Source organism: Mucilaginibacter sp. OK098 (assembly GCF_900142915.1).
GTDB lineage: Bacteria > Bacteroidota > Bacteroidia > Sphingobacteriales > Sphingobacteriaceae > Mucilaginibacter.
The window spans coordinates 30,022-55,507 of sequence record NZ_FRCM01000015.1; the positions used below are offsets into that span (position 1 = coordinate 30,022).

A 25,486-nucleotide genomic window follows, 5' to 3' on the forward strand; every position below is an offset into this window, starting at 1 on the left:
CGCTATCTTAAAAGAGGATCGCTAATTATTACCTCGCGGCGTATGATGGCGTTAATTGTAACTGGTCAAGTAAGCCATTTACAACTTTAGGCAGATCATCAATATTTTTTTGCGGGTTTTTATGCACTTCGCCAACGCCAAAACCGCGCCATACAATGCGGCGGGTGCGCGGGTCAATCAAATCTATTATTAAAGTTCCTTCTTTAAAGTGTTCCTTCTCGGAATAAGTTGGGCCTCCGTAAGCAAATGGTGCGCCGTATGCATAGTAGTAAGGCCTGTAATAACCACCCCAGCCCCAGCCAAAACCGTAGCCAAGTCCAAATCCACCCCAGCCGCCATAATAACCACCCCAACCACCATAGTAATTAGGCGAATAATAGTTGGTACGGGCGCCTCGGCCAACTTTGTTTGTATAGGTAACCACAAGGTCGGGGTTGCGTTGGCTTAAGCGCAGTCCTTTTGCAACCAAAACATTGGTAGCGGCATCTTTAATTTTAGCATCAGCCTCGCTACCGCCAATTTTTTTATCACCGCTATTTTCAGGAGGCATCCATGCAAATGTATGGTAACTGCTTAAATTGGTTTTGTTAATGGCGGCAGTGTAATAATCGTAGCTGGTACATGCTGATAGCCCTGAAACCATCAAGGCAGTGAGCGCCAAATAAATTGATCTTTTCATAATATTAACTCCCTTATATTCACTTAGACAAACGGTTTAGAAAAGGTTTAATTGCGAAAAAAATATTTCTAATTAAAATTTAACCCGCCCTAAAGTTACGCACTAAGTTAAGGTTTTGTTTGTATCAATATAGTGGCAGATTGTAAACCTTTTGATGAAGCTGTAAAGGTAATGTTACCTGCTTTTTCCTTTGCCTGTACAATTGCCAGGGCCAGGCCGTTAAATGCCTTACGGTAATCAACTTTAAAAGAATCGTGACTAACCGGGTCGCCATTATCAACCCCGGCAATAAATGCCTCACCGTTAATTTTAAGCTTTACCAGGTTGGCTGCATCAGGTACTACGTTGCCCTCTTTATCCAATATTTTAACAGTTATGAATGATAGATCCTTACCATCGGCTTTTATGTTTTTCCTGTCGGCAATAAGCTCAATTTTGGCTGGTTTTCCTGCGGTGTGAATCTCCTGCGTTAAAACTATCTTCCCATTTTTACGTGAAACTGCTTTAAGTGTGCCCGGCTCATATTTTAAACGCCACATTACATGCAGGTCATCCCCCGCTTTCTTTTTTATACCAACTGATTTCCCGTTCAGGTATAGCTCTACCTCATCGGCATGGTTATAAAATGCCCATACATCAACTGTTTTACCCGCTTCCCAATTCCAATGAGGGAATATGTGCAGCACGGTTTTATCTGTCCATTCGCTCTGGTACATGTAGTAAACATCCTTAGGGAAACCAGCCAGGTCAATAATGCCAAAGTATGAGCTGCGCGACGGCCATGAGTAAGGTGTAGGCTCGCCAAGATAATCAAAGCCTGTCCAGATGAACATGCCCGAAAGGAAATCATACTTCTTCATCACTTTCCAGGTAGCCTCATGAGTTGATCCCCAGGCCGGCCGTACGTTATCATAGGCTGAAACACTATTGTCCGGATTACCATCCGTAAAAGGTTTGTCGTATCTTGACGGCCAAACCCGGATACTGTCTGACGGCATATCATAATGTCCGCGGGTTTCTAAACCCGATGTGGTTTCTGTAGCTATGAATTTTTTACCGGGATACCTGGCATGAAATTTAGCATAATCAAACTCATGGTAGTTATAGCCAATCAGATCGATAGCGCCTGATTGGATAATTTTATTGTTTTTACCCGGATTATCGTTGGCAGTAGTAATTGGACGGGTGGTATCAAGACTATGAACAATACCCGTCAGTTCAGGTGCAATCCTTAATGCGCTGGTGTCACTTTGCTGCGGAATCTCATTGCCAATGCTCCAGATCATAATACTTGGGTGGTTCCGGTCGCGCAGGATCTGGTCTTCCAGGTCGCGTTTGTGCCATTCTTTAAAATACAGGTGATAATCAAAGGTGGCTTTTTTCCATTCCCAGCAATCAAAGGCTTCGTCCATTACAATAAAGCCCATTTTGTCGCAAAGGTCAAGCAGTTCAGGCGCTGGCGGATTATGCGAAGTACGGATGCCATTGCAGCCCATAGCCTTTAACATTTGCAGCTGGCGTTCCAGTGCGCGGGTATTAATAGCGGCACCCAAAGATCCCAGGTCATGGTGATCACAAACGCCTAATATTTTCATGGGCTTGCCATTTAGGGTGAAGCCTTTATCTGCGTCAAAATTAAAATAACGGATGCCTAATGGCGTGCTATATACATCTGCAATTTTATTATCTGCTATTACAATGGTTACCACTTTATACAGATATGGACGCTCAATAGACCATAAAACAGGATTTTTTACGGTGATGTTTTGGTTTAAGTTGATGATGGTATCTTTTAAGTTAGCCTTTGTTACAATGTCGCCAGACCCTGAAACCTCTTTACCGGCAGCATCATAAATAACAGTTTTTACAGTAATTGCTGATGATTTAACCTCGTTCTTTACCCTCACTTTTAGATTAACCATTGCCGATTTTGTGCTTATATCAGTAGTGGTAACATAAGTTCCCCAATGATCTATCGCTACTTTATTGGTTGTAACCAGCCACACATTGCGGTAAATGCCCGAGCCCGAATACCAGCGTGAATTTGGCTGTACCGAATTATCAACCTTAACGGCAATAGTGTTTGCTCCGCCAAAGTTTAAATACGGAGTAAGCTCGTAACGGAATGAGATATAGCCATTGGGCCTGAAACCAAGATGGTGTCCGTTTACCCAAACATCGCTTTTTTGGTATACACCATCAAAATCGATATAAACCAGTTTGCCTTTTGATACTGCAGGAACAGTAAATGTTTTGCGATACCAGCCCATGCCGCCGGGTAATGCGCCACCTTCGGGAGTTGCCGGGTTATCCTTACTGAATTTTCCTTCAATGCTCCAGTCGTGCGGCAGGTTAAGCAGGCGCCAGCTTGCATCGCTTACACTGGCTTTTTCGCCATCATTAACATCCCCTAAATGAAAATGCCAGCCTTTATCAAAGTCGGCAACGGAGCGGGTTTGCTGGGCAAAACTATTTGAGGATATCAGAAAGCAAAAAAGCAAGCTCAACAGACTCGCGGCCTTTGGTATAAAGGTTTTATAATTCATCATAATGGGTGTTTTAGGCAATAAGTGTAAAATCGACACTAATTTATAAATTATTAGAATATAATGGTTAATTCATTTTTTTTATTTTAGAGGAGATTATTGAACCATGGAAGAAAAAGCCCAACCCAATCGCCACAAATCAATAAAGGCAGATCACAAAGCTGCCCAGCATGTTTATGTGTTAAGGGATTTGAAAGAATACTTAGGCGAATCGCTGCTTATTGTATTCAGCGTTTTGCTGGCGCTGTTTTTAACCGAGTTTATTAATGATCAGCACGAGAAATCGCAGACTAAAGAGCTACTAAATAATATAAAAGAAGAGCTTATAAAAAATAAACAGGCCGAGCAGGAACAATATGTTTATCAGCAAGGTGTTTTGAGGCGTATTGATTCGGTTTTAAAAGACCAGGTTTTGCAAAAGAAAGTACTGACCAACGGAGAATTCCATTTAAATTATATAGCTCCCGATGGAATCTTGTTGCACGACCTGAGCCGGGTAGCATGGCAGGTAGCGCAAAGCCATAATATTACGCCTAAACTTGAATTCAAATTGGTTGAAAAGCTAACTGATATTTATGACCAGCAGGCGCGGATTGATAAGCTTGAAGACAAGGAGGGCGATGTGTTTTTAAATTATGAATCAAGGAGGCCGGAGTTTATCCGTGAAACATTAATACTTATGCGGGATAATTACCGGGGTTGGGCCTTTGACCGCGCTCCTGCATTAATAAAAAAATATGATGAGGCTATAAAGATGATTGATAGAAGTTTGTAACCGTCCATAAACTCACGAAGTTTTTAAAACTTCGTGAGTTTGAATATTACCAATTAGTATTTCGTATTATGAGTACATTAATCATTCATCCGGAAAATAAGCAACAATTGAATGCCTTGAAAGGCTTAATGAAAGCTTTTAAAATCCCATTTGAAGTAAGTGGATCCGCTTATGATCCTGAATTTGTCACCAAAATTGAGATGAGCCGGGAACAAGTTAAAAGAGGAGAGACCCGAGTTGTTTCAGAATTTGATATAAAGAATATTTTTGTTGAGAAAATTGAAAAGGGGTTTAAAGATATTGAAGATGGTAGGGTGCTTGAATTGAAAGAAGCTAAACAAAAGTTTCTCAAATAAAGAAACAGCTTTTAATATTGCTTAAACTTACGTACCGCGCTGATCCATCAGCTTCCTGTTGAAGCATCTTATCGATCATCGTTTTATATTCATCAGTTATTTCAAAGTTTAAATGCCTTTGATGCAACAGGTTTTCATACTCATTTATTGGGATTATTATTGCCGTTTTTTCTCCCTCGTCATTAATGATGAATTGAATGCCCATCATCAAATTTAATAATTGCCGAGGTAAGATTTGCGAAGTTTTTAAAACTTCGCAAATCTGAAATTCAATAACATTACAACAAACCAACAAATTCGTATTTTTGCAATATGGATACTGATGCTGTTAAATTGCTGCAAGGCCGTTATTGTAATTCGCTCACTGAATATTCGCGGTTTGTAACCCGCGAGGTTTTTATTGGCGAGGTGCCTATGGGCGGCAATAATCCTATCCGCATCCAAAGTATGACTACCACCGATACCATGGATACTATTGGCACGGTTGAGCAAAGCATAAGGATGGTTGATGCCGGCTGCGAATACGTACGCATTACCGCTCCCAGTATTAAAGAAGCAAAAAACCTTGCCGAAATAAAAAAACAACTGCGGTTGCGGGGATATAATGTGCCGTTAGTGGCCGATATCCACTTTACCCCCAATGCTGCCGAAGTAGCTGCCCGGATAGTTGAAAAAGTAAGGGTTAACCCCGGCAACTATGCCGATAAAAAGAAATTTGACCAGATTGATTATACCGATGCCGAATACCAGGGCGAGCTGGAACGCATCTATCAAAAATTTGCACCGCTGGTAAACATCTGTAAGGAATATGGTACTGCCATGCGGATAGGCACCAACCACGGTTCACTAAGCGACAGGATCATGAGCCGTTATGGCGATACCCCGCAGGGAATGGTTGAATCGGCAATGGAGTTTATGCGGATCTGCGAAACGCTGAACTATTATAATTTGGTGATCTCCATGAAATCAAGCAACCCGCAGGTTATGGTGCAGGCCTACCGCCTGCTGGTTGAAACCATGGTTGCCGAAGGTATGAACTACCCGCTGCACCTTGGTGTAACCGAAGCAGGCGATGGTGAGGATGGCCGGATAAAATCAGCAGTTGGTATCGGTACCCTGCTGGAAGATGGACTGGGTGATACCGTACGTGTATCCCTAACCGAAGAACCAGAAGCCGAAGCGCCGGTGGCTATTGCACTGGTGAAAAGATATACAGATAGGGTTAAAGGCAAAAGGTTAAGGGCGAAAGGTGAAAATGACCATAGTCCATCGTCCATGGTCCATGGTCAAATTTCTCTCACATCCCACTTCTCGCCTTACGAATACAAACGTCGCCATACCTATGAGGCTAATGCCTTTATTGGCGGGCATATGGTACCGAGGGTTGTTATTGATCTGTCTAAAAAGAACCTGAAAGATCCGGCAATATTAGGTGATGCAGGTTACCTGTATTCTGCATTGCTCGATAAATATAACATGGCCGAGCAATCGGTTGATTTTGTATATTTTGCTGATGAGCTGCCCTCATTTAACCTGCCCGGCAACCTTAAACAGTTATACAATTACAAAACATGGCAAAAGCTGGTTGACAAAACTATGTGCCATCCTTTATTTACCTTAAAGGAATATATTGAGGCCGGTGACCGGTTATCAGCCTTAAACCTGGTAAAACTAAAACCTGCCGATATTGATTCGGATGAGTTTGGCGCTTTGCCTTTTGATAAGTCGTTAGTGTTTGTGCTGGAAACCGATTCTTTGTCAGGGATGACAGACCAACGCTCATTCTTCTTTAAGATGGAAGAGTTAGGATTGGATGTACCTGTTATAGTAAAAAGAAGCTATTCTTTTGAGTCCGAAAGTGGGATTTTTCAAACCCCAACGGACGAAGTTAAAGTCTCTCCGCTAACCAGCGGAGGAGATTCAGAGGGGGCTTTGAATAGTGTTTGTGATAATACCACACTCCTTCAACTATACGCCGCTACTGACCTCGGCGCTTTACTGGTTGATGGTTTTGGTGATGGCGTATGGATTGATGCACCGGAGATTGACACAAAAGTTATTACATCAACTGCTTTTGGCATTTTGCAGGCTACCCGTTCGCGCATCTCCAAAACAGAATATATCTCGTGCCCAAGCTGCGGCCGTACCTTGTTCGACCTAATGATCACTACACAAATGATCCGTAGCCGTACAAGCCATTTAAAAGGCTTAAAGATCGGCATTATGGGCTGCATAGTAAATGGGCCTGGCGAAATGGCCGATGCTGACTATGGTTATGTAGGCTCAGGCACTGATAAGGTTACCCTTTACCGTGGCAAGGAGGCCGTAAAGAAAAACATCAGCTCGGTTAATGCGCTTGATGAGCTGATAGGAATTATTAAAGAAGACGGCAATTGGGTGGAAGTTGAATAATGTGCGGATGTGCGGATTTTTGATGTGCGGATAAAAATTAACCTACGGCATCAAACTCAGCAAACATATTACTTGCTTCGCCCAAACTATTTAGCGGTACATAATCACAAACTGCTGCATATTCGGCCCACATTTGGTGGACAGCCGGGTTGGAGTGGGCCTGGGTAATAGCCTCTGCCGATAGCCATTCAAAAACTTCTATAATTGTACCGTCTGCGGTTTCCATAATAACAGGTTCTCTATCTGTTACCAACCCTTCCATTTTAAGGCGGGGTACGTGAGTTTTGGTGAGTTCCTTTAATGCTTCGGCTTTGCCCGGTTTGGGTTTATAAGCCACTATAACTATACGTCCCATAAATAATATTTTAAAGCAATTTACAATTTTTAAAACTCTTGGCGTGTTTAATTGGTTTGGCTATTAAATAGTTTTATTATGGCAAAAAATGTGGCCGATCAGCTGGTTGAAATGCTGGTTAATGCAGGCATAAAAAGGATCTACGCTGTTACCGGCGATAGTTTAAATAATGTGAATGATGCCGTAAGGCGCGAAGGAAGCATTGAATGGATCCATGTGCGGCACGAAGAAGCAGGTGCTTATGCCGCAGGCGCCGAAGCGCAGTTAAATGGTTTGGCTTGTTGTGCGGGTAGCAGCGGCCCCGGGCATGTGCATTTAATAAATGGTTTGTATGATGCAAACCGGTCAGGTGCGCCGGTAATTGCCATAGCCTCAACCATAGCCAGCTTTGAGTTTGGCAGCGATTATTTCCAGGAGACCAATACCATTAAGCTGTTTGACGATTGCAGCTTATACAACCAAATAGCAACCACGCCAAAACAGCTGCCACGAATGCTGCAGGCGGCTATTCAAACAGCTATCCACCAAAAAGGTGTTGCGGTTATAGGCCTGCCCGGTGATTTAACAGAGCAGAATGCCGCAGAAATAACCACAGCTACACAGGTTTTTAAAGCGGCAGCGGAGGTTACGCCTTCGGCGGATGACCTGCAGCAGTTTGTAGGGTTGATCGGTCAGCATAATAAAATAACCATATTTTGCGGAATAGGTGCTGCAGATGCACATGATGAGATTGTTGAACTTTCAGCAAAAATAAATGCCACCGTCGCCTACTCTTTCCGTGCTAAAATGGATATTCAGTATGGTAACCCGAACGAGATAGGGATGACCGGCTTGTTAGGTTTACCTGCGGCTTATCACAGTATGCACGAAAGTGACCTGCTGATATTACTGGGAACCGATTTCCCGTACACACCTTTTATGCCGACTGATTGCAAAATAGTTCAGGTAGATCTTAAACCCGAACGCCTTGGCCGCCGGGCAAAGGTTGACGTTGGTTTACATGGATCGGTAAAAGATACGCTGAAAGCCTTATTACCTTTGATAGTGCAGAAGCAGGATGATAGCTTTTTAAAAGCGCAGCTGGCTATTTATGCAGAGGTTAAGCAAAAAATGCAAACCTATGTTGATGATCCCGGTAAGAAGGACCTCATTCATCCTGAATTTGTGGCAAGCACTATTAATGAACTGGCAACCGCAGATGCCATATTTACTGTGGATACCGGTATGTGCTGTGTATGGGGATCGCGGTATATTCATGCTACAGGCAAACGTAAAATGCTGGGTTCGTTTAATCATGGTTCAATGGCTAATGCCATGCCGCAGGCCATTGGTGCCGCTTTGGCTTGCCCCGGCAGGCAGGTTATTGCCCTTTGTGGCGATGGCGGCCTGTCAATGATGCTTGGCGATCTGGCAACCATCACCCAATATAAATTACCAATAAAGATCATTGTATTTAATAACCGCTCATTAGGGATGGTAAAGCTGGAGATGGAAGTTGCCGGCCTGCCCGACTGGCAAACCGATATGCATAACCCCGATTTTGCACTGGTGGCACAGGCCATGGGTATTAAAGGGTTTACAGTTACCGATCCGGATGGTGTAAAACAGGCATTACAGGAAGCTTTTATGTATAAAGGCCCGGCCCTGGTTAATATTATGACCGATCCTAATGCCCTTGCCATGCCCCCGAAAATTGAGTTTGAACAAGTAAAAGGCATGGCCTTGTCCATGACTAAACTAATCCTCAACGGCCGCATGGACGAAGTTCTAGATACCGTTAAAGCTAATTATAAGCATTTGTTTTAGATGTGCAGATGAGAAAAATGATGTGCAAATGTGCGGATATGCAGATGTGCGAATGAGAAAAATGATGTGCAAATATGCAGATATGCAAATGTGCGAATGAGAAAATGATGTGCAAATGTGCGGATATGCAGATGTGCGAATGAGAAAAATGATGTGCGAATATGCAGATATGCGAATGATTGGATGTGTCCACGTTTTTTACCGTTCCCTTAATTTTTCATCCGCACATTTGCACATCAAAAATCCGCACATCCTCCTAATACTCCAGCCACTTATTCAGCTTCAAATTAATCTTGGTTCCTTCAGCATATTTGCCGAATTGGTCATTTAGTACGCGGATAGTTACGCCTTTGTTTTCCATTATCAGGTCTTCGTAACAGCCTTTGAATAGCACTTGCTTTACTTCCCAGTCGTTATGGGTCCATGTTTTAATGGTTTCTATCCATTCGGGATAGATAACTACATGGTCTGATTTTGTTTTCAATCCGCAGATCCGGGCCTCGGCACTGGTTAATACTGTGCAATTGGTAAGCAACTGCGCCGTATATAAGTATTTTGGGTTTTGATAAAGCGCTTTAGGGTGGCCCGACTCCAATATCTCACCATCCTTCAATACGATCAATTCATCGGCCATTGATAACACCTCGGCCGGGTCATGCGATACGATGATAACCGTTAACCCGGTTTCTTTAACAATACGCCTGATATCCTGCTGTAATCCCTCGCGAAAGGAAGTATCCACCTGGTTAAAAGGTTCATCAAGCAAAAGCACCTGCGGACTGGTTATCAGCGCCCTTGCTATGGCAACCCGCTGTTTTTCACCGCCGCTTAGCTCTACTATCTTTTTATCGGCAAGGTGGTTCATCTTTAACTGGGTAAGCATTTGTTCGGTTTTCTGCTGCCTGGCTTTCAGATCGGTACTGGGCAGCATAATTGCTACATTATCCCACACTTTGGCAAAAAGGTTTAGGTCATCGGTTTGCTGGGTAACCATTTTCATGGCATCATGTCCGGGGATCAGCTTTTCTTCAGGCCCCCAAATCCTGTCGCCCATAAAAAGCACCTCACCATTATCAGGTGAGAGCAAACCGTACAATAACTTTAATAAAGTGCTTTTCCCGCTCCCGCTTTCGCCAATTATAGCGGTTATTTGTCCCGGATCTATTTTTAAACTGATCTTTTTAACTCCCGAACTTTGTGCCCCGGGATAAACCTTGCTTACTGAAATTGCCTGTAAAAAGGGGGTATCTGCCATCGGGGTAAAGATACTTGTTTAGTTGGAAATGGTTGTAGTTGTTGCAAGAGTTGAAAAAGTTGTTTAAGCTATTTTGAGCGCCTGTTTTAAATTACCCGGCGAAGTTAGATTTTGCTTATATTCAACCAGCCAATTCCTATTGCATGAGTACACGTGGATGCATTTTTTATTTGTGCTTTTTACTGCTTTGCTTTACAGCAATTTCCCAACCTGTAAAAAAAAATATTGCCTTGCTTGAAAAGAAAATAGCATTATGCAAAGACGACACCAATAAAGTTTTGCTTTATATGAGTCTTGCAGATACGCTTAACAGGGAAAACTTTCCGGATACTGCGTTTATTATAGACCAAAAAGCATGGTTACTGGCTGGTAAACTAAAATACTCCCATGGCCTTGTTCTTTCACTCATTAAGCTTGGTTCTTTTTATGAGGTAACAAAAAAAGATTATGCAGAAGCCATCAGCTATTACAAAAAGGCTATTAAAATTTCAGAAACACAACGATTATATACTGATATACATTTATCCTACGGATGCCTTTTAAATATGTATTATTATTTTGGCGACTATCCCGGTGCCATGGCTATTGCGCAAAAGGGCCTCGTTTTTGCTGAACGGCAAAATGATAAAGAAAAGCTCGCCCATTATAATAATCAGTTTGGTTTTATTTACCTGAAACAAGAAAAACCAGCCGAATCCATAAAATATTACGGTCAATATTTAAAGCTGGCTATGCAAATAGGTAGTCCCGCGATCCTGGCTGATTCCTATAACTGTATGGCCGATGCTTATTTACTTGAAAATGATTACAAAGCCGCCCTTCATTACCATTTTACCGCTTTAGGTCTCTATAAAAAAATTAATAGTGGCCAAACGCCCAACAAAAATAACCGCGTACATAAAAGTGACAGGGTTATTTATACTTTATTTAAAATAAGTAATGCCTATAAGTTACAGGGCCATTATCAGCTCTCGTTACAATATGCCTTAAAGGGGTTTAGTTATATTAATGAAAATGGCGCCAGTACAGGTAATCCATATGATCTTGCCAGCTATTATATTACTACCGGCGAAGTATATATGGCATTAAAAGATTATACACATGCCATGCAGTTTTTAAACAATGGGCTATCGCTTTCAAAAGCCATCAGGCACCGGGAGGATATCCTTGAGGCTTATAGTGGACTTTCAAAAATATTTGTGCTGCAAAAAAGATATGATAATGCCTACCATTACCAGGAATTGTATGTGGCCCTTAAGGATTCAATGATCAGCGAAAAGGTAAGCCGCGCTATTGAGCAGGTGAGGAGTAGTTTTGAAAGCGATAGAAAAGATAGGGAGATAGCATTGTTGAACCAGCGACAAAAGTTAAAAGAAACGGAATCTGAAAACAAAAGCCTTTTCCTCAATATTGTTGTAGGCTTTTTTACATTGCTTGCGGTTATTTCATACCTCATTTTATATATCGACAACACCCACAAAAAACAAAAACAGGCCCAGGAAAAGCAATTAGCCGTACAAAATGAACGGCAACGCATTAGCGGCGATATGCACGATGACATAGGTACAGGCCTCTCAACCATGCTTATTTATGTAAACCTGCTTAAATCAAAACTCAGCGGCAAACTTGAATACCCGGATATTGAAAGAGTTGCCTCGCTTGGTGACGAGCTTGTGGCGCAAATGAAAGAAATAGTATGGTCATTAAACCCTGATAATGATAGCCTTGAAAGTTTGCTGATATTTATAAGACAATATTTTGCACAATTATTTGAGCCAATGCCTTATCGCACCAGCATTGTTTTTCCTTCAGTAATACCAGCGGTTGCGCTTAAAGGAGTGATTAGGCGTAATGTTTATTTGAGTATAAAAGAAACGCTTAACAATGTTATAAAGCATGCAAATGCCGATTGGGTTGAACTGAAAGTACAATTGGACCCCGATAAACTTATAATCAGCATTAAAGATAACGGGACCGGTTTTCCTTGTAATTCTGATGGTAAGCTTTTTGGTAACGGGCTTAAAAACATACAGCGCCGGATGGATAAAATTGATGGTAAATTTCAATTTTTGAATGATGGGGGCACTTTAATTAGTATTGAGCTTAACTTATAGGGTACACAAACAGGTAGTTGTATTATAACATAGCTATCCGTACTTTTCTGTTCACATAATTTTTGATGCAATGATATCAGTGGGACTTATTGAAGACACCGAAAATTACAGTGCGGCTGTGGCATCTCTGCTCAGATTGTCTGACGAGGTACAGCTTGCCGGGATCTGGAAAGATGCCGAAAGCGCCATATTGAAAGTGCCCGAAATTTTACCTGATGTTATTTTAACTGATATTCAATTGCCTGGCATGAACGGCATTGAGTGCATTCGTAAATTAAAAATAGAATGCCCCAGTATCCAGTTTATGATATTGACCGTGTTTGAAGAGGATGAGAAAATATTTGAAGCTTTAAACGCAGGGGCAACAGGTTATTTGCTTAAAAGCGCCCCGCCCGAAACAATTTTCAACTCGATTAAAGAGATCCATAACGGCGGTTCGCCCATGAGCCCCGGTATTGCACGTAAAATAATCAGTCATTTTCAACCATCTTTAATTAAGGATGGGCACCAAATTTTTACCACCCGCGAAAAACAGGTGCTTGACCTGATGGCTGAAGGAAAGTTGGTGAAGGAGATTGCCGGCAACCTGGATGTTACGGTACATGCTATTAAAAAGCATATTAAAAATATCTACCTTAAAATGCACGTGCAAAATAAGGTTGAAGCCGTAATGAAATGGAAATTCAAGTAATCATGTTCCTCCCGGCGCCAGTTTAGGGTGGTACCCCTTTGGGTACTTTATAGCGGTTTTTTTATGGCATACCTTTATATAGTAAGCTATTGCAAAAAACCAACCCTAAATTAATGGTCATGAAAAATCTTTATTTATTACCCGCTATTTTTTTAATGATAACCGGCTGCGGTTCATACACCAGTTTGATCAAGTATCAAAAACTGCCTGACGATGTTTATGCCAACAATAATTTAAAAGAATATTTAAAAAATAATAACAGCCCTAAAATTGTGCTGCGCGTTCCAAATACAAATGATAAGGCCACCAGCAATACAATAATTAATCAAAACAATAATGTGCTTTATAATGCAATAGAAAAGGAACTTTTGAAGGAAGGCTTTAATGTTCGTGATCGCGGGTTGTTTAACGAGATCATGGATAAATCAAAATCGGCTGATTATTCGAAATTAGGAGAGGAAACCGATACTGACCTGATTTTGGAGGTGATAAGCATCAATACTGATATTTTATATTCAACCAATAAAATAACACTGGTAAATAACGGTAATGCTGCAGAAAGCTCAAACATAACTCCCATAAACTATAAAAAACCAGGAGCGGCAGTTGAGTTCAGGCTGATAATGGTACGGAAGAATGAAGTTGCCGGCAACTATAAATATAATTATACCCCATGCCCTAATGGTTGCCCGTTAACCGACTGGACCTATAATAAACATACTAAAGCACTGGAGTTAAAAGAAACCGTAACCGTAAATGCTTTAGAAGAATTTATAACAAGGTGTACCGGGGATTTGGTAAAGTCTTTTAAATCCTGATAGGATAATAAACAGCCAGTAGTAAAACCAACCAATCATGAAAAAGCTTTACATCTTATCAGCCGTTGTTGTCCTTATTTTTATGACAGTAAAGGCAAACGCCCAAAATGGGAACGGAAACGGGAATGGCAATGGGAACGGTAGTGGTTTTGATCAATTAATTAAATCTAACCCGGCTGATGCCACGCTGCTTTTTAAAAACTTTGCAGAACCTTTGTTCAAAGGTTTGGGAACAGGCGTAAACAGCGGATGGAACAATACTGCTAAAACTAAGAAATTTTTACATTTTGACTTACGGATCACCGCTAATATTGCCCAGGTACCCACCAGCGACCAAAGTTTTGATGTAACTAAGATAGGGTTATCTAACCATTTACAGGTTGACCCATCATCATCAACCAATATTGCACCAACCTTTGGGGGTAGTAAAAATGCAGCAACGCCATTAATGGATATCAAAGATAACGGCGGAAACACAATAGGAACTTTTAATATGCCAAATGGGGTAATAAAGTATATCCCTGCGCCAAACATTCAGCTTACGATAGGAATATTAAGAAATACCGATTTAACTATACGTACTACGCCTACCATTAATATTGGTAACAATTCAGGCTCTATTGGGATGATCGGCTTTGGCATTAAACATGATATTATACAGGATTTTGCCGGGAAAGCAGGGGCGAAATTAATCCCTTTTGACCTCGCAATAGCAGTAAATTACAACCGCATTAACTATAATGCCCCGCTTAATGTGCAGCCTGATAATAACACCCTACCTGCACCCGGAAGTGAATCGGATTTTTCAAATCAACGTGTTCATGGCCATTTTAGCGGAACGAGCGTACAGGCCATTGTCTCTAAAAAATTACTTTTCTTTACACCGTTCCTGTCTGTTGCTTACCAAAACTCCAATACAAGTTTGGGCATACTTGGTAACTATCCGGTTACCACATCTGCAGGGGTCTATTCAACTGTTACTGATCCCGTACATATTAACGAAACCAGCATAAACGGCATCCGTGCCGATATTGGGTTTCAGCTAACCCTTGGATTTTTCCGGATCTATGCCTCATACAGCGCTGCACAATACCAATCTGTTAACGGAGGCATTGGTTTTGGCTTTTAAATCGGTTGGTGTTGCCCGGGCTTGTATAATATTATGGAAAATAGTTAGGGAGGAGTTGTTTAATAGGGTTGTAAAAAGTTAAAGCATCGCAAAGTTTGAAAGGGATAATGATTTTCCTGACAACTTTAACCTTTAACAATTATAGCCCTAACAACTCTATCTAATTTAAAACCCTAGTGTGAAACCAAATGAGAAGTTTTTAAGGCCCTTTTGTTCGGGGCTGTTCTCAAACATATCGTTAAAATAATATTTGGCGAAGATGCCCATATCGCCGTAACCAAAGCGTACAAAGCCGCCATAACGGAAATGAGTAAAGTGGTAATCATCATCAATTTTTTGTTTGCCGTTTTCCTTGCTGATTTGTTTAACCCTGCCACCTAAAAGAAAGCCGCCATCAGGGCCGATCACAAAATGCGCTCTTTTACCTTCTGAGTTTTCGTTGGTACGGAAATCAAACGAAAGCGGGATGCGCAAATAGGTTGATGAAAAGCGGTTTTTACTGTAGTCGATATTATCCTGGCGGTAAGTTAATACCGGCTGATTGGGCAGGATGGTAATGTCATCACGCAGCCGGATCAGTGTCCAGTCGAACCCGCCTGAAAGGTAGATCTTAAAGTTAGGGTTAAACCTTACACCCATTTGCACCAGGTCGAAGCCTACGTTACTGGTTTTCCATGACCGGTAGCGTAAAAATTGATTTTGGGGCGATAGGGTAAAGCTGCCATTATCAACCAGGGTAGCCAAACCGAGGTCGAACCGTGAAAAAGTAAGGCCGAAAGAAAACTTTGGATAGGCCTTGCTGTGATAGGTAGTATCTTTTGGCCAGCGGTGTTCGGCTTCGTCGCCATAGCCTACTGTAAGTTTAAAGCCCTTCTCTTTTGTTGAATCAGACTTGGTTTTGCTGCTGTCTGCGTGGGTATTCTGTGCAAAAGCACCATATAATGTTATGCTTAATATTGCGGTAAAAATTAATAGTTTCATATTTTATGTGTTATTGAGAACCATGATTCAAGAGATCAGGAATCAGGATTCAAAGATTATCGGATATTTTTATAAATTCTATTTTTTAGTTCCTGAACCCTGGTTTTTACCCTTGATTCCTGACTCTTACATTCTTGATTCTCGCCTTATTTACTGCTCTCTCTTTTAGATTTCAGTGCTCTGAGGTTAATCGACATCACATTGGTTTCATCATCGTCCGAGTCGGTAAACTCAATTAATTTCTCTTTCCTTTTATCAACTGTAGCTATAACTGCATTTAGCAAACCTCCAATGCCGTGTGCTTTACGTTTGGGTTTTACTGAAGCCGCATCGTCCTGCTTGTTACTGGTCGGCTGGATGCTTGCAGTTAATGCAGACTTAGTTATAAATGCAGGTGCATCATCAATAACTGGTTTGGTAACCAATGGTGTATTATTATCAGGCAGAACAGGGTTAATTACGTCCTGCTTTTGTTGTGCTGCAGCTAATAAGGGCTGCTCCTGCTGCTGTGTTTCAGGGCTTTGAGATTCAACTACTATCGGGGCAGAATGATTGTCACCTGTATTATCAACCGGGTTACTATGTTTAACACCAGCTGTGCTGTTTACAACTGCAGGTTGTTGTACAGCCGCGATAACAATTGCTGGTTGTGTTGTTTTAACAATCCCGGTTTTAACAGGAGATTTAGTAGTGACGGCGGTTTTTTGCGGGATCAACAGGATCCCTGCTGCCGCTAAAACAATAATGTTAGCAGCAATGCTTAAATATGGCACAAACATTTTGTAACGGCGTTTGCCATCAAGGCCTTCAACAATGCCATCCCAAACCTGGCTTGTAGGCTCTGCTTCAAAATTATCCAGCTTTGCGCTAAATAACCGATCAAATTCTTTATCCTGCATATCCATATCTTTTACCTTCCATTTTTATTACCTGTTCTTTTAATACCGACCGCGCCCTCGACAGTTGTGATTTTGATGCGCCCTCGCTTATTCCTGTCATCTCGGCAATTTCCTTGTGCGAATAGCCTTCAATGGCAAATAAGTTAAATACGATGCGGTAACCCGGCGCCAGCTGCTGGATCAACGCCATCAGTTCACTAGCTGCCAGCTTTGACATGGCAAGCGCATCAACTGATGTATGTCCTGAAGCATCCTCAATATCAACCAGCTGCACCATTTTGTGGTACTTGCGATAGTGTTCAATTGAGCTGTGCACCATTATCCGGCGGATCCATCCTTCAAACGAGCCATCGCCCCGGTAGTCGTCAATCTTTTGAAAAACCTTAATGAAGCCATTCTGCAGCATGTCTTCGGCTTCCATACGGTCGGTAGCATAGCGTAAGCACACGCCCATCATTTTTGAAGCAAATTGTTTGTACAGCAATTCCTGGGCCTTTCGCTCGTTGGCTTTGCATCTTTTAATCAGCTCGTCGATAGTATATTTATGCTCCAAAAACATCATTTAAAGGTAAGATGAAAAGGAGAGCGAAATGGTTGCATGGGATTAAAAATAATTTTAATAACTTGCTATTCTATCTACTTATAAATACATGAAAACATTTAACCTGACCTTAATTTTTATTTGGGTGTTATTTACCTGCTCTGCCGCGCAGCAAAACCCGAATGATACTTACACACTTTTAAAACCCGACCGTGTTTTTGACGGACAACAAATGCATGCCGGCTGGTGGGTGCTGGTAAAAGGAAACCGTATTGAAGCTGTAGGTGAGCCAAATACCATAACTACCCCGTCATCGGCAAAGATCATAGACTTAAAAGGGGAAACCTTAATGCCCGGTATGATTGAAGGACATTCGCATTTATTTCTGCACCCGTATAGCGAAACCATCTGGAACAACCAGGTATTAACCGAAAGCCGTGCCGAGCGCACGGCCCGTGCAGTGGTACATGCTAAAGCAACCCTGATGGCAGGCTTTACCACCGTTCGCGACCTGGGCACTGAGGGGGCAGGGTACGATGACGTGGGACTAAAAGCAGCCATTATAAAAGGTGTTATTCCTGGTCCGCGGATGCTGGTTGCTACGCGTGCTATTGTTGCTACGGGTAGCTACGGTCCCAAAAGTACGGTTGCCGAAGCCAGCATAATTAAGGGTGCCGAAGAAGCTGATGGGATTGATGGCATTACCCATGCAGTGCGCTCGCAAATAGGCTATGGTGCTGATGTGGTTAAAATTTATGTTGATTACCGCTGGGGGCCTAATGGCACAGCTGAGCCTACCTTTACCGAAGCAGAGTTAAAAACAGCGGTAGAAGTTGCCAAAAGCAGCGGCCGCATAGTTGCCGTACACTCTGGCACAGCGGAGGGGATGCGGAGAGCTATAGCCGCCGGAGTAACCACTATTGAGCATGGCGATAACGGTACCCCGGAATTATTTAAGCTGATGAAAGAAAAGGGAATAGCCCTTTGCCCAACGCTGGCCGCTACCGAAGCGATAGCAACTTATGTGGGCTGGGAAAAAGGCAATGACCCCGATCCGGAAAGTGTTAAGCAAAAGCACATCTCGTTTACCGAGGCATTGCAAGCCGGTGTAACCATTTGTATGGGAGGTGATGTCGGTGTGTTCCCGCATGGCGATAATGCCCGTGAAATGATCCTGATGGCAGACTACGGAATGAAGCCAATTGATGTATTACGATCGGCTACAAATGTAAATGCGACAGTTTTTCAATTAAAAGACCTTGGTAATATAAAAACTGGTTATATTGCGGATATTATAGCCGTTGAAGGCAACCCTGCTGATGATATTAAATCAGTAAAGCAGGTAAAGCTGGTGATGAAAGACGGCGTGATATATTAGGAGAAAGAGAGCCAAGAGATCAGGAGTCAGGAATCAAGAAAATAAGAAGTTTTACATCTCCTGGCGAAGAAAACTAATCAGGCCAGAGATTTAAAAGTGATGTATTAATCCTTTTGTTTTTTATCCTGACTCTTGATTCCTGACTTCTTGAATCTTAGCTGCATTATAAACCGATCAAAATAAAATACCATCATGAATAAAATAAACTCCAAAGGTTTGTTAACAGGGGCAATTATTGCGCTTTATGTATTGTGCAATGTTTCATTTACAAAGGCGCAGGATGTAATTATCCCTATCGAAACAAAAGAGAATGCGCTGGTATTGCAGGTAACGCCCGACAAGCTGCTGAACATGGTTTATTTCGGCAGCAAGCTATCTGATAAAAACGAATACGCCGCTCTTGCTAAACTATACCAATTTGGAGGCACCATTGGTACCTATAATAATGCGTATACAACAGCCGGCACCCGCAATCTTATGGAGCCTGCTATTGCAGTAACCCATGCCGATGGCAATAAATCATTAGAGCTAAAATATGTTAATCATACGGTTACAAAAATTAATGATGATGTAAGCTTGCTAAGCATCAGCCTTAAAGATTCTGTTTATGATTTTGAGGTTACGCTTAATTATCAAACCTATTATAACGAGGATGTGACTGAGCAGTGGAGCGTTATAAAGCATCATGAAAAAAAGGATGTAGTGCTCAACAAATATGCATCGGCAAACCTTTGCATCCACGCCAACAGCTACTGGCTTAAACATTACCATGGTGATTGGGCAAAGGAAATGCGCCCTGAAGAAGAGCAGCTTAACCATGGCCTGAAAACCCTCGACTCAAAGCTTGGCTCAAGGGCCGATCTTTTTCAGCCGCCTGTATTTATGGTATCGTTAAATAAGCCTGCTACCGAAGATGAGGGCGAGGTGATGTACGGGAACCTGGAGTGGAGCGGCAATTTTCGGATAGACCTTGAAGTTGACCCTGCCAATAACCTGCGTTTGATAGCCGGAATAAATAACTTTGCTGCTGATTACAATCTTAAAGCCGGTGTGGAATTTGCGACGCCAAAGTTTGTTTATACCCTTACCAATAAAGGCAAAGGCGAGGCCAGCCGCAACCTGCAAACCTGGGCGCGTAAATATAAAATTGTTGATGGTAATGGCTCACGGTTAACCTTGCTGAACAATTGGGAATCAACCTATTTTGATTTTAACGAGGATAAGCTCGCCGGACTTTTAAAAGATACCAAAAAACTGGGTGTAGATTTATTTTTGCTGGATGATGGCTGGTTTGGTAATAAATACCCGCGCAACGGCGATCATGCAGGCCTTGGCGACTGGCAGACTAACAAAGCCAAACTGCCTAATGATATTGCCTTTTTAACAAAAGAAGCTAAAGCTAATGATGTAAAATTTGGCATTTGGATTGAGCCGGAAATGGTAAACCCTAAAAGCGAGCTGTATGAGAAGCATCCGGATTGGGTGGTAAAACAGCCGCAGCGCCCCGAAATTTATATGCGCAACCAACTGGTGCTTGACCTCTCCAATCCTAAAGTTCAGGATTTTGTGTTCGGTGTGGTGGATAACCTTTTTGTTAAAAACCCCGACCTGGCTTATATTAAATGGGATTGCAACTCGATTATTTTTAACGCTTACTCGGCTTACGAAAAAAATCAGTCGAACTTTTATACCGATTACGTGCTGGGATTGTATAAAGTGCTTGACAGGATAAGGGCCAAGTACCCAAAGGTACCGCTGATGTTATGCTCCGGCGGTGGCGGCAGGGTTGATTACGGCGCCCTTAAATACTTTACCGAGTACTGGCCAAGTGATAATACCGAGCCTATTGAAAGGATCTTTATACAGTGGGAGTACTCGTACTTTTATCCGGCAATAGCCAGCTCAAACCATGTTACCGACTGGGGCAAACAGCCTATAAAGTTCAGGGTTGATGTTGCTATGATGGGTAAGCTGGGTTTTGATATTGTGATAGGCAAACTAAAACCGGCCGAGCTTGCATTTTGCCAGGGAGCAGTTAATACGTATAAGCAATTTAGTGAAGAGATCTGGCACGGCGACCAATACCGTTTACAGGATCCGCGCGAAAATGATGTGGCATCTATAATGTACGTAGACCCTGCAAAAACAACGGCTATTATGTTTAACTACCTGGTAAACAACAGGTATCAGGCAGGCACACACGAGCCTCTCCGCTTAAAAGGATTAAACCCGGATAAAACATATACCATAAGCGAAGTGAATGTATTTCCTGGCACAAGATCAACCATAACCGAAGCAACCTATACCGGCAAGTTTTTAATGACGATAGGGATCAACCCGGATGTGAGTGAACACAGAGCAAGCGTGCTGATTGCAGTGAAGGAGAATTGATATGCGGATAAGCAAATGTGCGGATGATTTTGAAATGTGATTTTTCACAAGTTGTTCATTTTTTCAAGACGTTCAGGAAGGTTTCATCGTTTATAAGATTTTCTTACTTATAAAAAATTCATCAAATATCCTCTGAATACTATAATTCACGGTTCAAAAAAGGTATTAATGGCTTTCTATTGGTCTTGCTGCTTATGAAGCCTGTAGGCAACTGCACTGCAGGGCGTCATGTTGCTCATGTTTACCTGTATTTTGTTTTTGAAGCCAGGTATTTACGCTGTCATCACCGGCCATTAATGCATTATAAGCATCCAAAGCCACATCGGCAAGGTTAACTACAGCTTCTTTATTCTGTACAGCTTTGTTTTTATTCATGCCTGCACTATTAAAGAAACCGGTACCTGCTACGTCCAACATAAGTGTGGTAAGCGTAATGCCTGTATGCTTTAATTCTTCGCGAACAAGTGTTGTATATGATAGCACAAAAGACACGCTTGCCTGAGAAACCGCCTGCCATGGATAGTGAAGCGTATCTGTAACCGAAGCAAGATTGAGTATTTTTCCTTCACCACGGGTTAGCATATCTTTCACAAAGTGTTTGGTTAAAATAACAGTAGCACAAATATTAAGATTAATAATGTCAAGCTCCTGTTGAATGCCTGTATCTTCAAATTCGCTATAAACACCCTGGCCTGCATCATTAACCAATACATCTATTGAAATACCGGCTGTTCTTATTTCTTCGCAAAGCAAAAACACCTCGTCCACTTTAGAAAGGTCTTTTACTATTTTTATAATATCTACACCAAAGAGTTCGAGCATTACGGCAGTATTATCCAGCTCTTCCTGGCTGCTTGCTACAATAACCAGGTTATAATTACGGCGTGCAAATAACTTTGCCAGCTCAAAGCCAATGCCATTGGTTGCACTGGTAATAAGGGCGTATTTTTGGTTGGTTAACATGTATGTTAATATTTAGTTTTATTAAATATTTAGCCACCAACGCCCTGATAAATAATACCTATATCGCACTTCTTTAAAAGAATATGCCAATTACGCATCTTATAACAATACCAAACCTTTTAAAATACAATAATATGATTTTTCGAAATTATATTATTCATATTATGCAAATATTAATGCTGGATTAGATTTTGATTAGAGTTTGTCTGCAACAGCCAAACTTTTCGAACTATTAAAATTATTTAATGATCATCTGCTACCTGAAATAGATATGCTGAAGTATGATGAAATGGCCGAAAATGTATTTCGTTATTACCGGGGCACCTGTCATTTATTTTATGAAGACCTATCTGCCGGTAAAAAGTTCCCTGCATTGCCAATAACCTGGATCTGAGGTGACCAGCATTTTTATTGTTTTCGATGCTTTAGATATTGTGCAGGCAAAAGCAAATAATAAGCCAAAGTTTAAAAAACTATTAACGGCTACCCGCTGGTTTTTGCTGCTCATATAACGCATGGATAACACCATTATGGGGTACCATGTTGTGCATGTTACCCTGTGCTTTGTTTTTAAAGCCGGATGTAACCTGATCTTCACCGGCCATTAATGCCTTGTAACCATCCATTGCAACATCGGCGGGCTTAGCCATTGTTTCTTTATACTGCATATTTTTGCTTCCGTTCATGCCTGCTTTGTTAAAGAAATCGGTATCCGTAATGCCTGGCACAAGTGTGGTAAGTGTAATACCGGTGCCCTTTAATTCTTCACGAACAGCTGTTGTAAAAGATAGTACAAAAGCTTTTGTTGCATGGTAAACCGACTGCCATGGTGCGGGCAACTTGTCGGCCACCGAACCCAGGTTGAGTATTTTACCTTTACCGCGGGTTAGCATATCTTTCATAAAGTACTTGGTTAAAATAACAGTTGCGCAAATGTTAAGATGAATGATATTAAGCTCGCGTTCAATATCGGTATCTTTAAATTCGCCATAAAGACCCTGGCCGGCATCATTAACCAGTACATCTATTATAATGCCCTCGTTTTTTATTTCCTCACAAAGCGAAAATACCTCATCCATTTTAAATAAGTCCTTTGCAATTTTAATAACATCTGTACCAAACAACAGTTCAAGTTTTATAGCGGTCACATCCAGCTCTTCCTGGCTGCGTGCCACAATAACCAGGTTGTAATTATTATGTGCAAATAGCTTTGCCAGCTCAAAGCCTATGCCACTGGTTGCTCCGGTAATAAGGGCATATTTTTGCTTTGTTTCCATAATGTTTTATTTAGTTAACATTTAATTTATCAGCTATTCACCACTTCGCTACCGTTAATATGGATAACCCGCCCTGTTATAAATGAAGCATCATCACTTGCCAGGAAAATATAAGCCGGCCCGGCTCAGATAGTTGGCCGGGGCTACTCCGTTTACCCTGGTCTTTTTTGGCCAGGCTTGACGCCATGGTGCCGGTAAAGCTTATGATGGCTCCCCTGGTTGATGAGTAATCAATAGGCCCTGGTGATGAGCGATAGGCGGTAATCGAAGTGGTATTAATAGTATTGTCGCCTTTCTTTGCAAAGTGTACGCTCACCGCCCGGCCAATCCAGCTGTCTCTACTTGTATTTAGAGCGGTTTTGTCATTTAATTTACCAATTCCTTATAAATTTCTTAACATATTCGGACTTTTGGTCAATTTTGACTTCTGTGTTGAGCTTTTATCCTGTTTTTGAAGTTTTTATTTTATCTATATTAAGCATAATAATCATTTTTAGTTAGGAAAATTAGAAGTGTAATATAAAAAGCTACTGTTTTATTATTTTATCACGAAAAATAAACAATTTTTTAATAAAAAAATTATCTATTTGATTAATTTATCAAAAAAATGATCTTTTTTTTGACGGAATTCTATTTTGTTTAATTAAAAATTAAATATTGCAGAAATAGAGATACTAATTACCGGCAATATTTGAAAGATTATATGTTGATATTCAGCTTTATTAAACACTTGGTTATCTACGCCCTGATATCAAATTTCTGGAGGTAGAATAATTTGATTTCTCAAATTTATATTACTCATATTAGAGATGAATTAAAGTCGGATTAGATTTTGATTAGAGTTTATCTACTGCGCTCAATTAGCTCAAACTATTCCACACCTTTAATGTATTAATACAACCAGCTTATTATCATGGCCAAACTTTCCGAACGGTTAAAATTATTTAATGATCATCTGCTACCAGAAATGATTAAGCTGAAATATGATGCAATGGCCGAAAATGTGTTTCGGTACTATCGCGGCACCTGTCATTTATTTTATGAAGACCTATCAGCCGGTAAAAAGTTCCCAACGTCGCCAATAACCTGGATCTGCGGTGATCTGCACCTGGAAAACTATGGCAGCTACAAGGCAGATAATAAACTGGTGTATTTTGATTTGAACGATTTTGACGAAAGTATACTGGCCCCGGTCGCCTGGGAACTGGCACGAATGATTACCAGCATTTTTGTAGCTTTTGATGCCCTGGATATTGAGCAGGAAAAAACAAATAATATGGCACAGCTTTTTATAAAAACTTATGCTGCTACGCTGAGTAAAGGAAAGGCTACCAGTATTGAACCCCGTACCGCGAAAGGCATTGTTCGTGATTTTTTAACCGCTGCTGCTGAAAGTAAGGAAACCATAATTTTGCAGAAGTGTACGGACAAGAAAAAGAAAAAAGTAGTGCTTTCTTTAAGTGGCGAGAGTCAGCTTAAAATCCCTAAAAATTTACGGCTGGTTTTGATGGACCATGTTCAGCAATGGATTGAAAAAAGCAGCGACAGCCCTTATAATTACAAAGTTAAGGGCGCAGTGTTTCGCCTGGCAGGTACAGGGAGCATAGGTGTAAAGCGTTACCTTTTTTTACTTAAAAGCACCAATACTAAAAATAAATACCTGTTGGTTGATATGAAGCAGTCCCGACCATCATCCTTGTCGCCATACGTTGAAATTAAGCAGCCGGAATGGGAATCGGATGCCGACAGGATAATATCTGTACAACGCCGGATGCAAAATGTGTCGGCATCATTGTTAAGCAGCACACTTTTTAAAGGTGAACCTTTTGTAATACAGGAGTTGCAGCCGGTAAAAGACGCCATTAAATTTAAGCTTATCCGGGATCAGTACCGTGACATTTACCAGGTGATTAGTGACATGGCTGTACTCACAGCTTCGGCACAGTTGCGGAGTGGCGGTATGAATGGTTCGGCTACTATTGATGAGCTTAAAGCATTTGGTAATAATATTAACTGGCAGCAGACCCTGTTTGATTATTGTTTTAAATATGGCAACAAAGTAAAAACTGATTACCAGCAGTATTTGGAAGATTATAAAAACGGTGTATTTGACAGATAGT

General features: G+C 41.4%; 23 protein-coding genes. 12 read left to right on the plus strand and 11 right to left on the minus strand.

Features of this window, described 5'->3' with window-relative positions; genetic code table 11:
* Nucleotides 1-28: 28 nt before the first annotated feature.
* Nucleotides 29-679 carry a DUF4136 domain-containing protein gene (locus tag BUE31_RS29925; protein WP_073407603.1) on the minus strand — a complete coding sequence of 217 codons (651 nt, stop codon included), beginning with the start codon at nt 677-679 and terminating at the stop codon, nt 29-31.
* A gap of 107 nt (nt 680-786) precedes the next feature.
* A complete protein-coding gene (galB, locus tag BUE31_RS29930; protein ID WP_234997936.1) occupies nt 787-3,228 on the minus strand; it encodes a beta-galactosidase GalB in 2,442 nt (813 codons plus the stop codon).
* Nucleotides 3,229-3,331: 103 nt separating this feature from the next.
* Here galB and BUE31_RS29935 point away from each other — a divergent pair, with 103 nt between their 5' ends.
* Nucleotides 3,332-4,000 carry a hypothetical protein gene (locus tag BUE31_RS29935; RefSeq protein ID WP_073407605.1) on the plus strand — a complete coding sequence of 223 codons (669 nt, stop codon included), beginning with the start codon at nt 3,332-3,334 and terminating at the stop codon, nt 3,998-4,000.
* 68 nt (nt 4,001-4,068) lie between these two features.
* Nucleotides 4,069-4,356, plus strand: a complete 288-nt coding sequence (locus tag BUE31_RS29940; RefSeq protein ID WP_073407606.1) for a DUF2683 family protein — start codon at nt 4,069-4,071, stop codon at nt 4,354-4,356.
* Here BUE31_RS29940 and BUE31_RS29945 read toward each other — a convergent pair.
* A complete protein-coding gene (locus BUE31_RS29945) occupies nt 4,349-4,564 on the minus strand; it encodes a hypothetical protein (RefSeq protein ID WP_143167305.1) in 216 nt (71 codons plus the stop codon). The two genes, BUE31_RS29940 and BUE31_RS29945, sit on opposite strands and share 8 nt — an antisense overlap.
* 104 nt (nt 4,565-4,668) lie before the next feature.
* On the opposite strand from BUE31_RS29945, the gene ispG reads away from it, so the two are divergent.
* Nucleotides 4,669-6,768 carry a (E)-4-hydroxy-3-methylbut-2-enyl-diphosphate synthase gene (ispG, locus tag BUE31_RS29950; RefSeq protein ID WP_073407608.1) on the plus strand — a complete coding sequence of 700 codons (2,100 nt, stop codon included), beginning with the start codon at nt 4,669-4,671 and terminating at the stop codon, nt 6,766-6,768.
* Nucleotides 6,769-6,805: 37 nt separating this feature from the next.
* Here the strand turns inward: ispG and BUE31_RS29955 are convergent, their stop codons facing one another.
* A complete protein-coding gene (locus tag BUE31_RS29955; protein WP_073407609.1) occupies nt 6,806-7,123 on the minus strand; it encodes a hypothetical protein in 318 nt (105 codons plus the stop codon).
* A gap of 78 nt (nt 7,124-7,201) precedes the next feature.
* Here BUE31_RS29955 and BUE31_RS29960 point away from each other — a divergent pair, with 78 nt between their 5' ends.
* Nucleotides 7,202-8,929: a thiamine pyrophosphate-dependent enzyme gene (locus BUE31_RS29960; RefSeq protein WP_073407610.1), complete on the plus strand. Its 1,728-nt coding sequence runs from the start codon at nt 7,202-7,204 to the stop codon at nt 8,927-8,929.
* A 256-nt stretch (nt 8,930-9,185) separates the two neighbouring features.
* Here BUE31_RS29960 and BUE31_RS29965 read toward each other — a convergent pair whose 3' ends face one another.
* Nucleotides 9,186-10,184 carry an ABC transporter ATP-binding protein gene (locus BUE31_RS29965; RefSeq protein ID WP_073407611.1) on the minus strand — a complete coding sequence of 333 codons (999 nt, stop codon included), beginning with the start codon at nt 10,182-10,184 and terminating at the stop codon, nt 9,186-9,188.
* A gap of 143 nt (nt 10,185-10,327) precedes the next feature.
* On the opposite strand from BUE31_RS29965, the gene BUE31_RS29970 reads away from it, so the two are divergent.
* The 4 genes from BUE31_RS29970 (at nt 10,328) to BUE31_RS29985 (ending at nt 14,936) form a co-directional block, all read left to right on the plus strand.
* Nucleotides 10,328-12,298 carry a tetratricopeptide repeat-containing sensor histidine kinase gene (locus tag BUE31_RS29970; protein WP_073407612.1) on the plus strand — a complete coding sequence of 657 codons (1,971 nt, stop codon included), beginning with the start codon at nt 10,328-10,330 and terminating at the stop codon, nt 12,296-12,298.
* Between the two features lie 70 nt (nt 12,299-12,368).
* Complete coding sequence (locus BUE31_RS29975) at nt 12,369-12,989, plus strand: response regulator transcription factor (protein WP_073407613.1); 621 nt, start codon at nt 12,369-12,371, stop codon at nt 12,987-12,989.
* Between the two features lie 119 nt (nt 12,990-13,108).
* On the plus strand, nt 13,109-13,807 hold the full coding sequence (locus BUE31_RS29980) for a hypothetical protein (protein WP_073407614.1): 699 nt from the start codon (nt 13,109-13,111) through the stop codon (nt 13,805-13,807).
* 37 nt (nt 13,808-13,844) lie between these two features.
* Nucleotides 13,845-14,936 carry a DUF6588 family protein gene (locus BUE31_RS29985; protein ID WP_143167306.1) on the plus strand — a complete coding sequence of 364 codons (1,092 nt, stop codon included), beginning with the start codon at nt 13,845-13,847 and terminating at the stop codon, nt 14,934-14,936.
* Nucleotides 14,937-15,101: 165 nt separating this feature from the next.
* Here BUE31_RS29985 and BUE31_RS29990 read toward each other — a convergent pair whose 3' ends face one another.
* The 3 genes from BUE31_RS29990 to BUE31_RS30000 form a co-directional block, all read right to left on the minus strand.
* Complete coding sequence (locus BUE31_RS29990; RefSeq protein WP_073407616.1) at nt 15,102-15,917, minus strand: outer membrane beta-barrel protein; 816 nt, start codon at nt 15,915-15,917, stop codon at nt 15,102-15,104.
* A gap of 146 nt (nt 15,918-16,063) precedes the next feature.
* Nucleotides 16,064-16,816, minus strand: coding sequence for a hypothetical protein (locus BUE31_RS29995; protein ID WP_143167307.1), 753 nt, complete (start codon nt 16,814-16,816; stop codon nt 16,064-16,066).
* Complete coding sequence (locus BUE31_RS30000; protein ID WP_073407618.1) at nt 16,806-17,375, minus strand: RNA polymerase sigma factor; 570 nt, start codon at nt 17,373-17,375, stop codon at nt 16,806-16,808. Before BUE31_RS30000 ends, BUE31_RS29995 begins: the two co-directional genes overlap by 11 nt.
* A gap of 91 nt (nt 17,376-17,466) precedes the next feature.
* Between BUE31_RS30000 and BUE31_RS30005 the strand changes: the two genes are divergently transcribed.
* On the plus strand, nt 17,467-18,735 hold the full coding sequence (locus tag BUE31_RS30005; RefSeq protein ID WP_073407619.1) for a metal-dependent hydrolase family protein: 1,269 nt from the start codon (nt 17,467-17,469) through the stop codon (nt 18,733-18,735).
* A gap of 192 nt (nt 18,736-18,927) precedes the next feature.
* Nucleotides 18,928-21,126: an alpha-galactosidase gene (locus BUE31_RS30010; RefSeq protein WP_073407620.1), complete on the plus strand. Its 2,199-nt coding sequence runs from the start codon at nt 18,928-18,930 to the stop codon at nt 21,124-21,126.
* A gap of 192 nt (nt 21,127-21,318) precedes the next feature.
* Here the strand turns inward: BUE31_RS30010 and BUE31_RS30015 are convergent, their stop codons facing one another.
* Nucleotides 21,319-22,089: an SDR family NAD(P)-dependent oxidoreductase gene (locus tag BUE31_RS30015; RefSeq protein WP_234997937.1), complete on the minus strand. Its 771-nt coding sequence runs from the start codon at nt 22,087-22,089 to the stop codon at nt 21,319-21,321.
* A gap of 202 nt (nt 22,090-22,291) precedes the next feature.
* Here BUE31_RS30015 and BUE31_RS31520 point away from each other — a divergent pair, with 202 nt between their 5' ends.
* A complete protein-coding gene (locus tag BUE31_RS31520) occupies nt 22,292-22,483 on the plus strand; it encodes a DUF2252 family protein (RefSeq protein WP_073407621.1) in 192 nt (63 codons plus the stop codon).
* A gap of 82 nt (nt 22,484-22,565) precedes the next feature.
* Here BUE31_RS31520 and BUE31_RS30025 read toward each other — a convergent pair whose 3' ends face one another.
* On the minus strand, nt 22,566-23,366 hold the full coding sequence (locus BUE31_RS30025) for an SDR family NAD(P)-dependent oxidoreductase (RefSeq protein ID WP_073407622.1): 801 nt from the start codon (nt 23,364-23,366) through the stop codon (nt 22,566-22,568).
* Nucleotides 23,367-23,442: 76 nt separating this feature from the next.
* Nucleotides 23,443-23,682, minus strand: a complete 240-nt coding sequence (locus BUE31_RS30030; protein WP_073407623.1) for a hypothetical protein — start codon at nt 23,680-23,682, stop codon at nt 23,443-23,445.
* Nucleotides 23,683-24,279: 597 nt separating this feature from the next.
* Between BUE31_RS30030 and BUE31_RS30035 the strand changes: the two genes are divergently transcribed.
* On the plus strand, nt 24,280-25,485 hold the full coding sequence (locus tag BUE31_RS30035; RefSeq protein WP_073407624.1) for a DUF2252 family protein: 1,206 nt from the start codon (nt 24,280-24,282) through the stop codon (nt 25,483-25,485).
* The last annotated feature ends 1 nt before the right edge of the window (nt 25,486 follow it).

Bases quoted from the DNA above. Each gene is read 5' to 3' on its own strand.
- BUE31_RS29925 (WP_073407603.1), bottom strand. From the start codon at position 679: ATGAAAAGATCAATTTATTTGGCGCTCACTGCCTTGATGGTTTCAGGG.
- galB (WP_234997936.1), bottom strand. From the start codon at position 3,228: ATGATGAATTATAAAACCTTTATACCAAAGGCCGCGAGTCTGTTGAGC.
- BUE31_RS29935 (WP_073407605.1), top strand. From the start codon at position 3,332: ATGGAAGAAAAAGCCCAACCCAATCGCCACAAATCAATAAAGGCAGAT.
- BUE31_RS29940 (WP_073407606.1), top strand. From the start codon at position 4,069: ATGAGTACATTAATCATTCATCCGGAAAATAAGCAACAATTGAATGCC.
- BUE31_RS29945 (WP_143167305.1), bottom strand. From the start codon at position 4,564: ATGATGGGCATTCAATTCATCATTAATGACGAGGGAGAAAAAACGGCA.
- ispG (WP_073407608.1), top strand. From the start codon at position 4,669: ATGGATACTGATGCTGTTAAATTGCTGCAAGGCCGTTATTGTAATTCG.
- BUE31_RS29955 (WP_073407609.1), bottom strand. From the start codon at position 7,123: ATGGGACGTATAGTTATAGTGGCTTATAAACCCAAACCGGGCAAAGCC.
- BUE31_RS29960 (WP_073407610.1), top strand. From the start codon at position 7,202: ATGGCAAAAAATGTGGCCGATCAGCTGGTTGAAATGCTGGTTAATGCA.
- BUE31_RS29965 (WP_073407611.1), bottom strand. From the start codon at position 10,184: ATGGCAGATACCCCCTTTTTACAGGCAATTTCAGTAAGCAAGGTTTAT.
- BUE31_RS29970 (WP_073407612.1), top strand. From the start codon at position 10,328: ATGAGTACACGTGGATGCATTTTTTATTTGTGCTTTTTACTGCTTTGC.
- BUE31_RS29975 (WP_073407613.1), top strand. From the start codon at position 12,369: ATGATATCAGTGGGACTTATTGAAGACACCGAAAATTACAGTGCGGCT.
- BUE31_RS29980 (WP_073407614.1), top strand. From the start codon at position 13,109: ATGAAAAATCTTTATTTATTACCCGCTATTTTTTTAATGATAACCGGC.
- BUE31_RS29985 (WP_143167306.1), top strand. From the start codon at position 13,845: ATGAAAAAGCTTTACATCTTATCAGCCGTTGTTGTCCTTATTTTTATG.
- BUE31_RS29990 (WP_073407616.1), bottom strand. From the start codon at position 15,917: ATGAAACTATTAATTTTTACCGCAATATTAAGCATAACATTATATGGT.
- BUE31_RS29995 (WP_143167307.1), bottom strand. From the start codon at position 16,816: ATGCAGGATAAAGAATTTGATCGGTTATTTAGCGCAAAGCTGGATAAT.
- BUE31_RS30000 (WP_073407618.1), bottom strand. From the start codon at position 17,375: ATGTTTTTGGAGCATAAATATACTATCGACGAGCTGATTAAAAGATGC.
- BUE31_RS30005 (WP_073407619.1), top strand. From the start codon at position 17,467: ATGAAAACATTTAACCTGACCTTAATTTTTATTTGGGTGTTATTTACC.
- BUE31_RS30010 (WP_073407620.1), top strand. From the start codon at position 18,928: ATGAATAAAATAAACTCCAAAGGTTTGTTAACAGGGGCAATTATTGCG.
- BUE31_RS30015 (WP_234997937.1), bottom strand. From the start codon at position 22,089: ATGTTAACCAACCAAAAATACGCCCTTATTACCAGTGCAACCAATGGC.
- BUE31_RS30025 (WP_073407622.1), bottom strand. From the start codon at position 23,366: ATGGAAACAAAGCAAAAATATGCCCTTATTACCGGAGCAACCAGTGGC.
- BUE31_RS30035 (WP_073407624.1), top strand. From the start codon at position 24,280: ATGGCCAAACTTTCCGAACGGTTAAAATTATTTAATGATCATCTGCTA.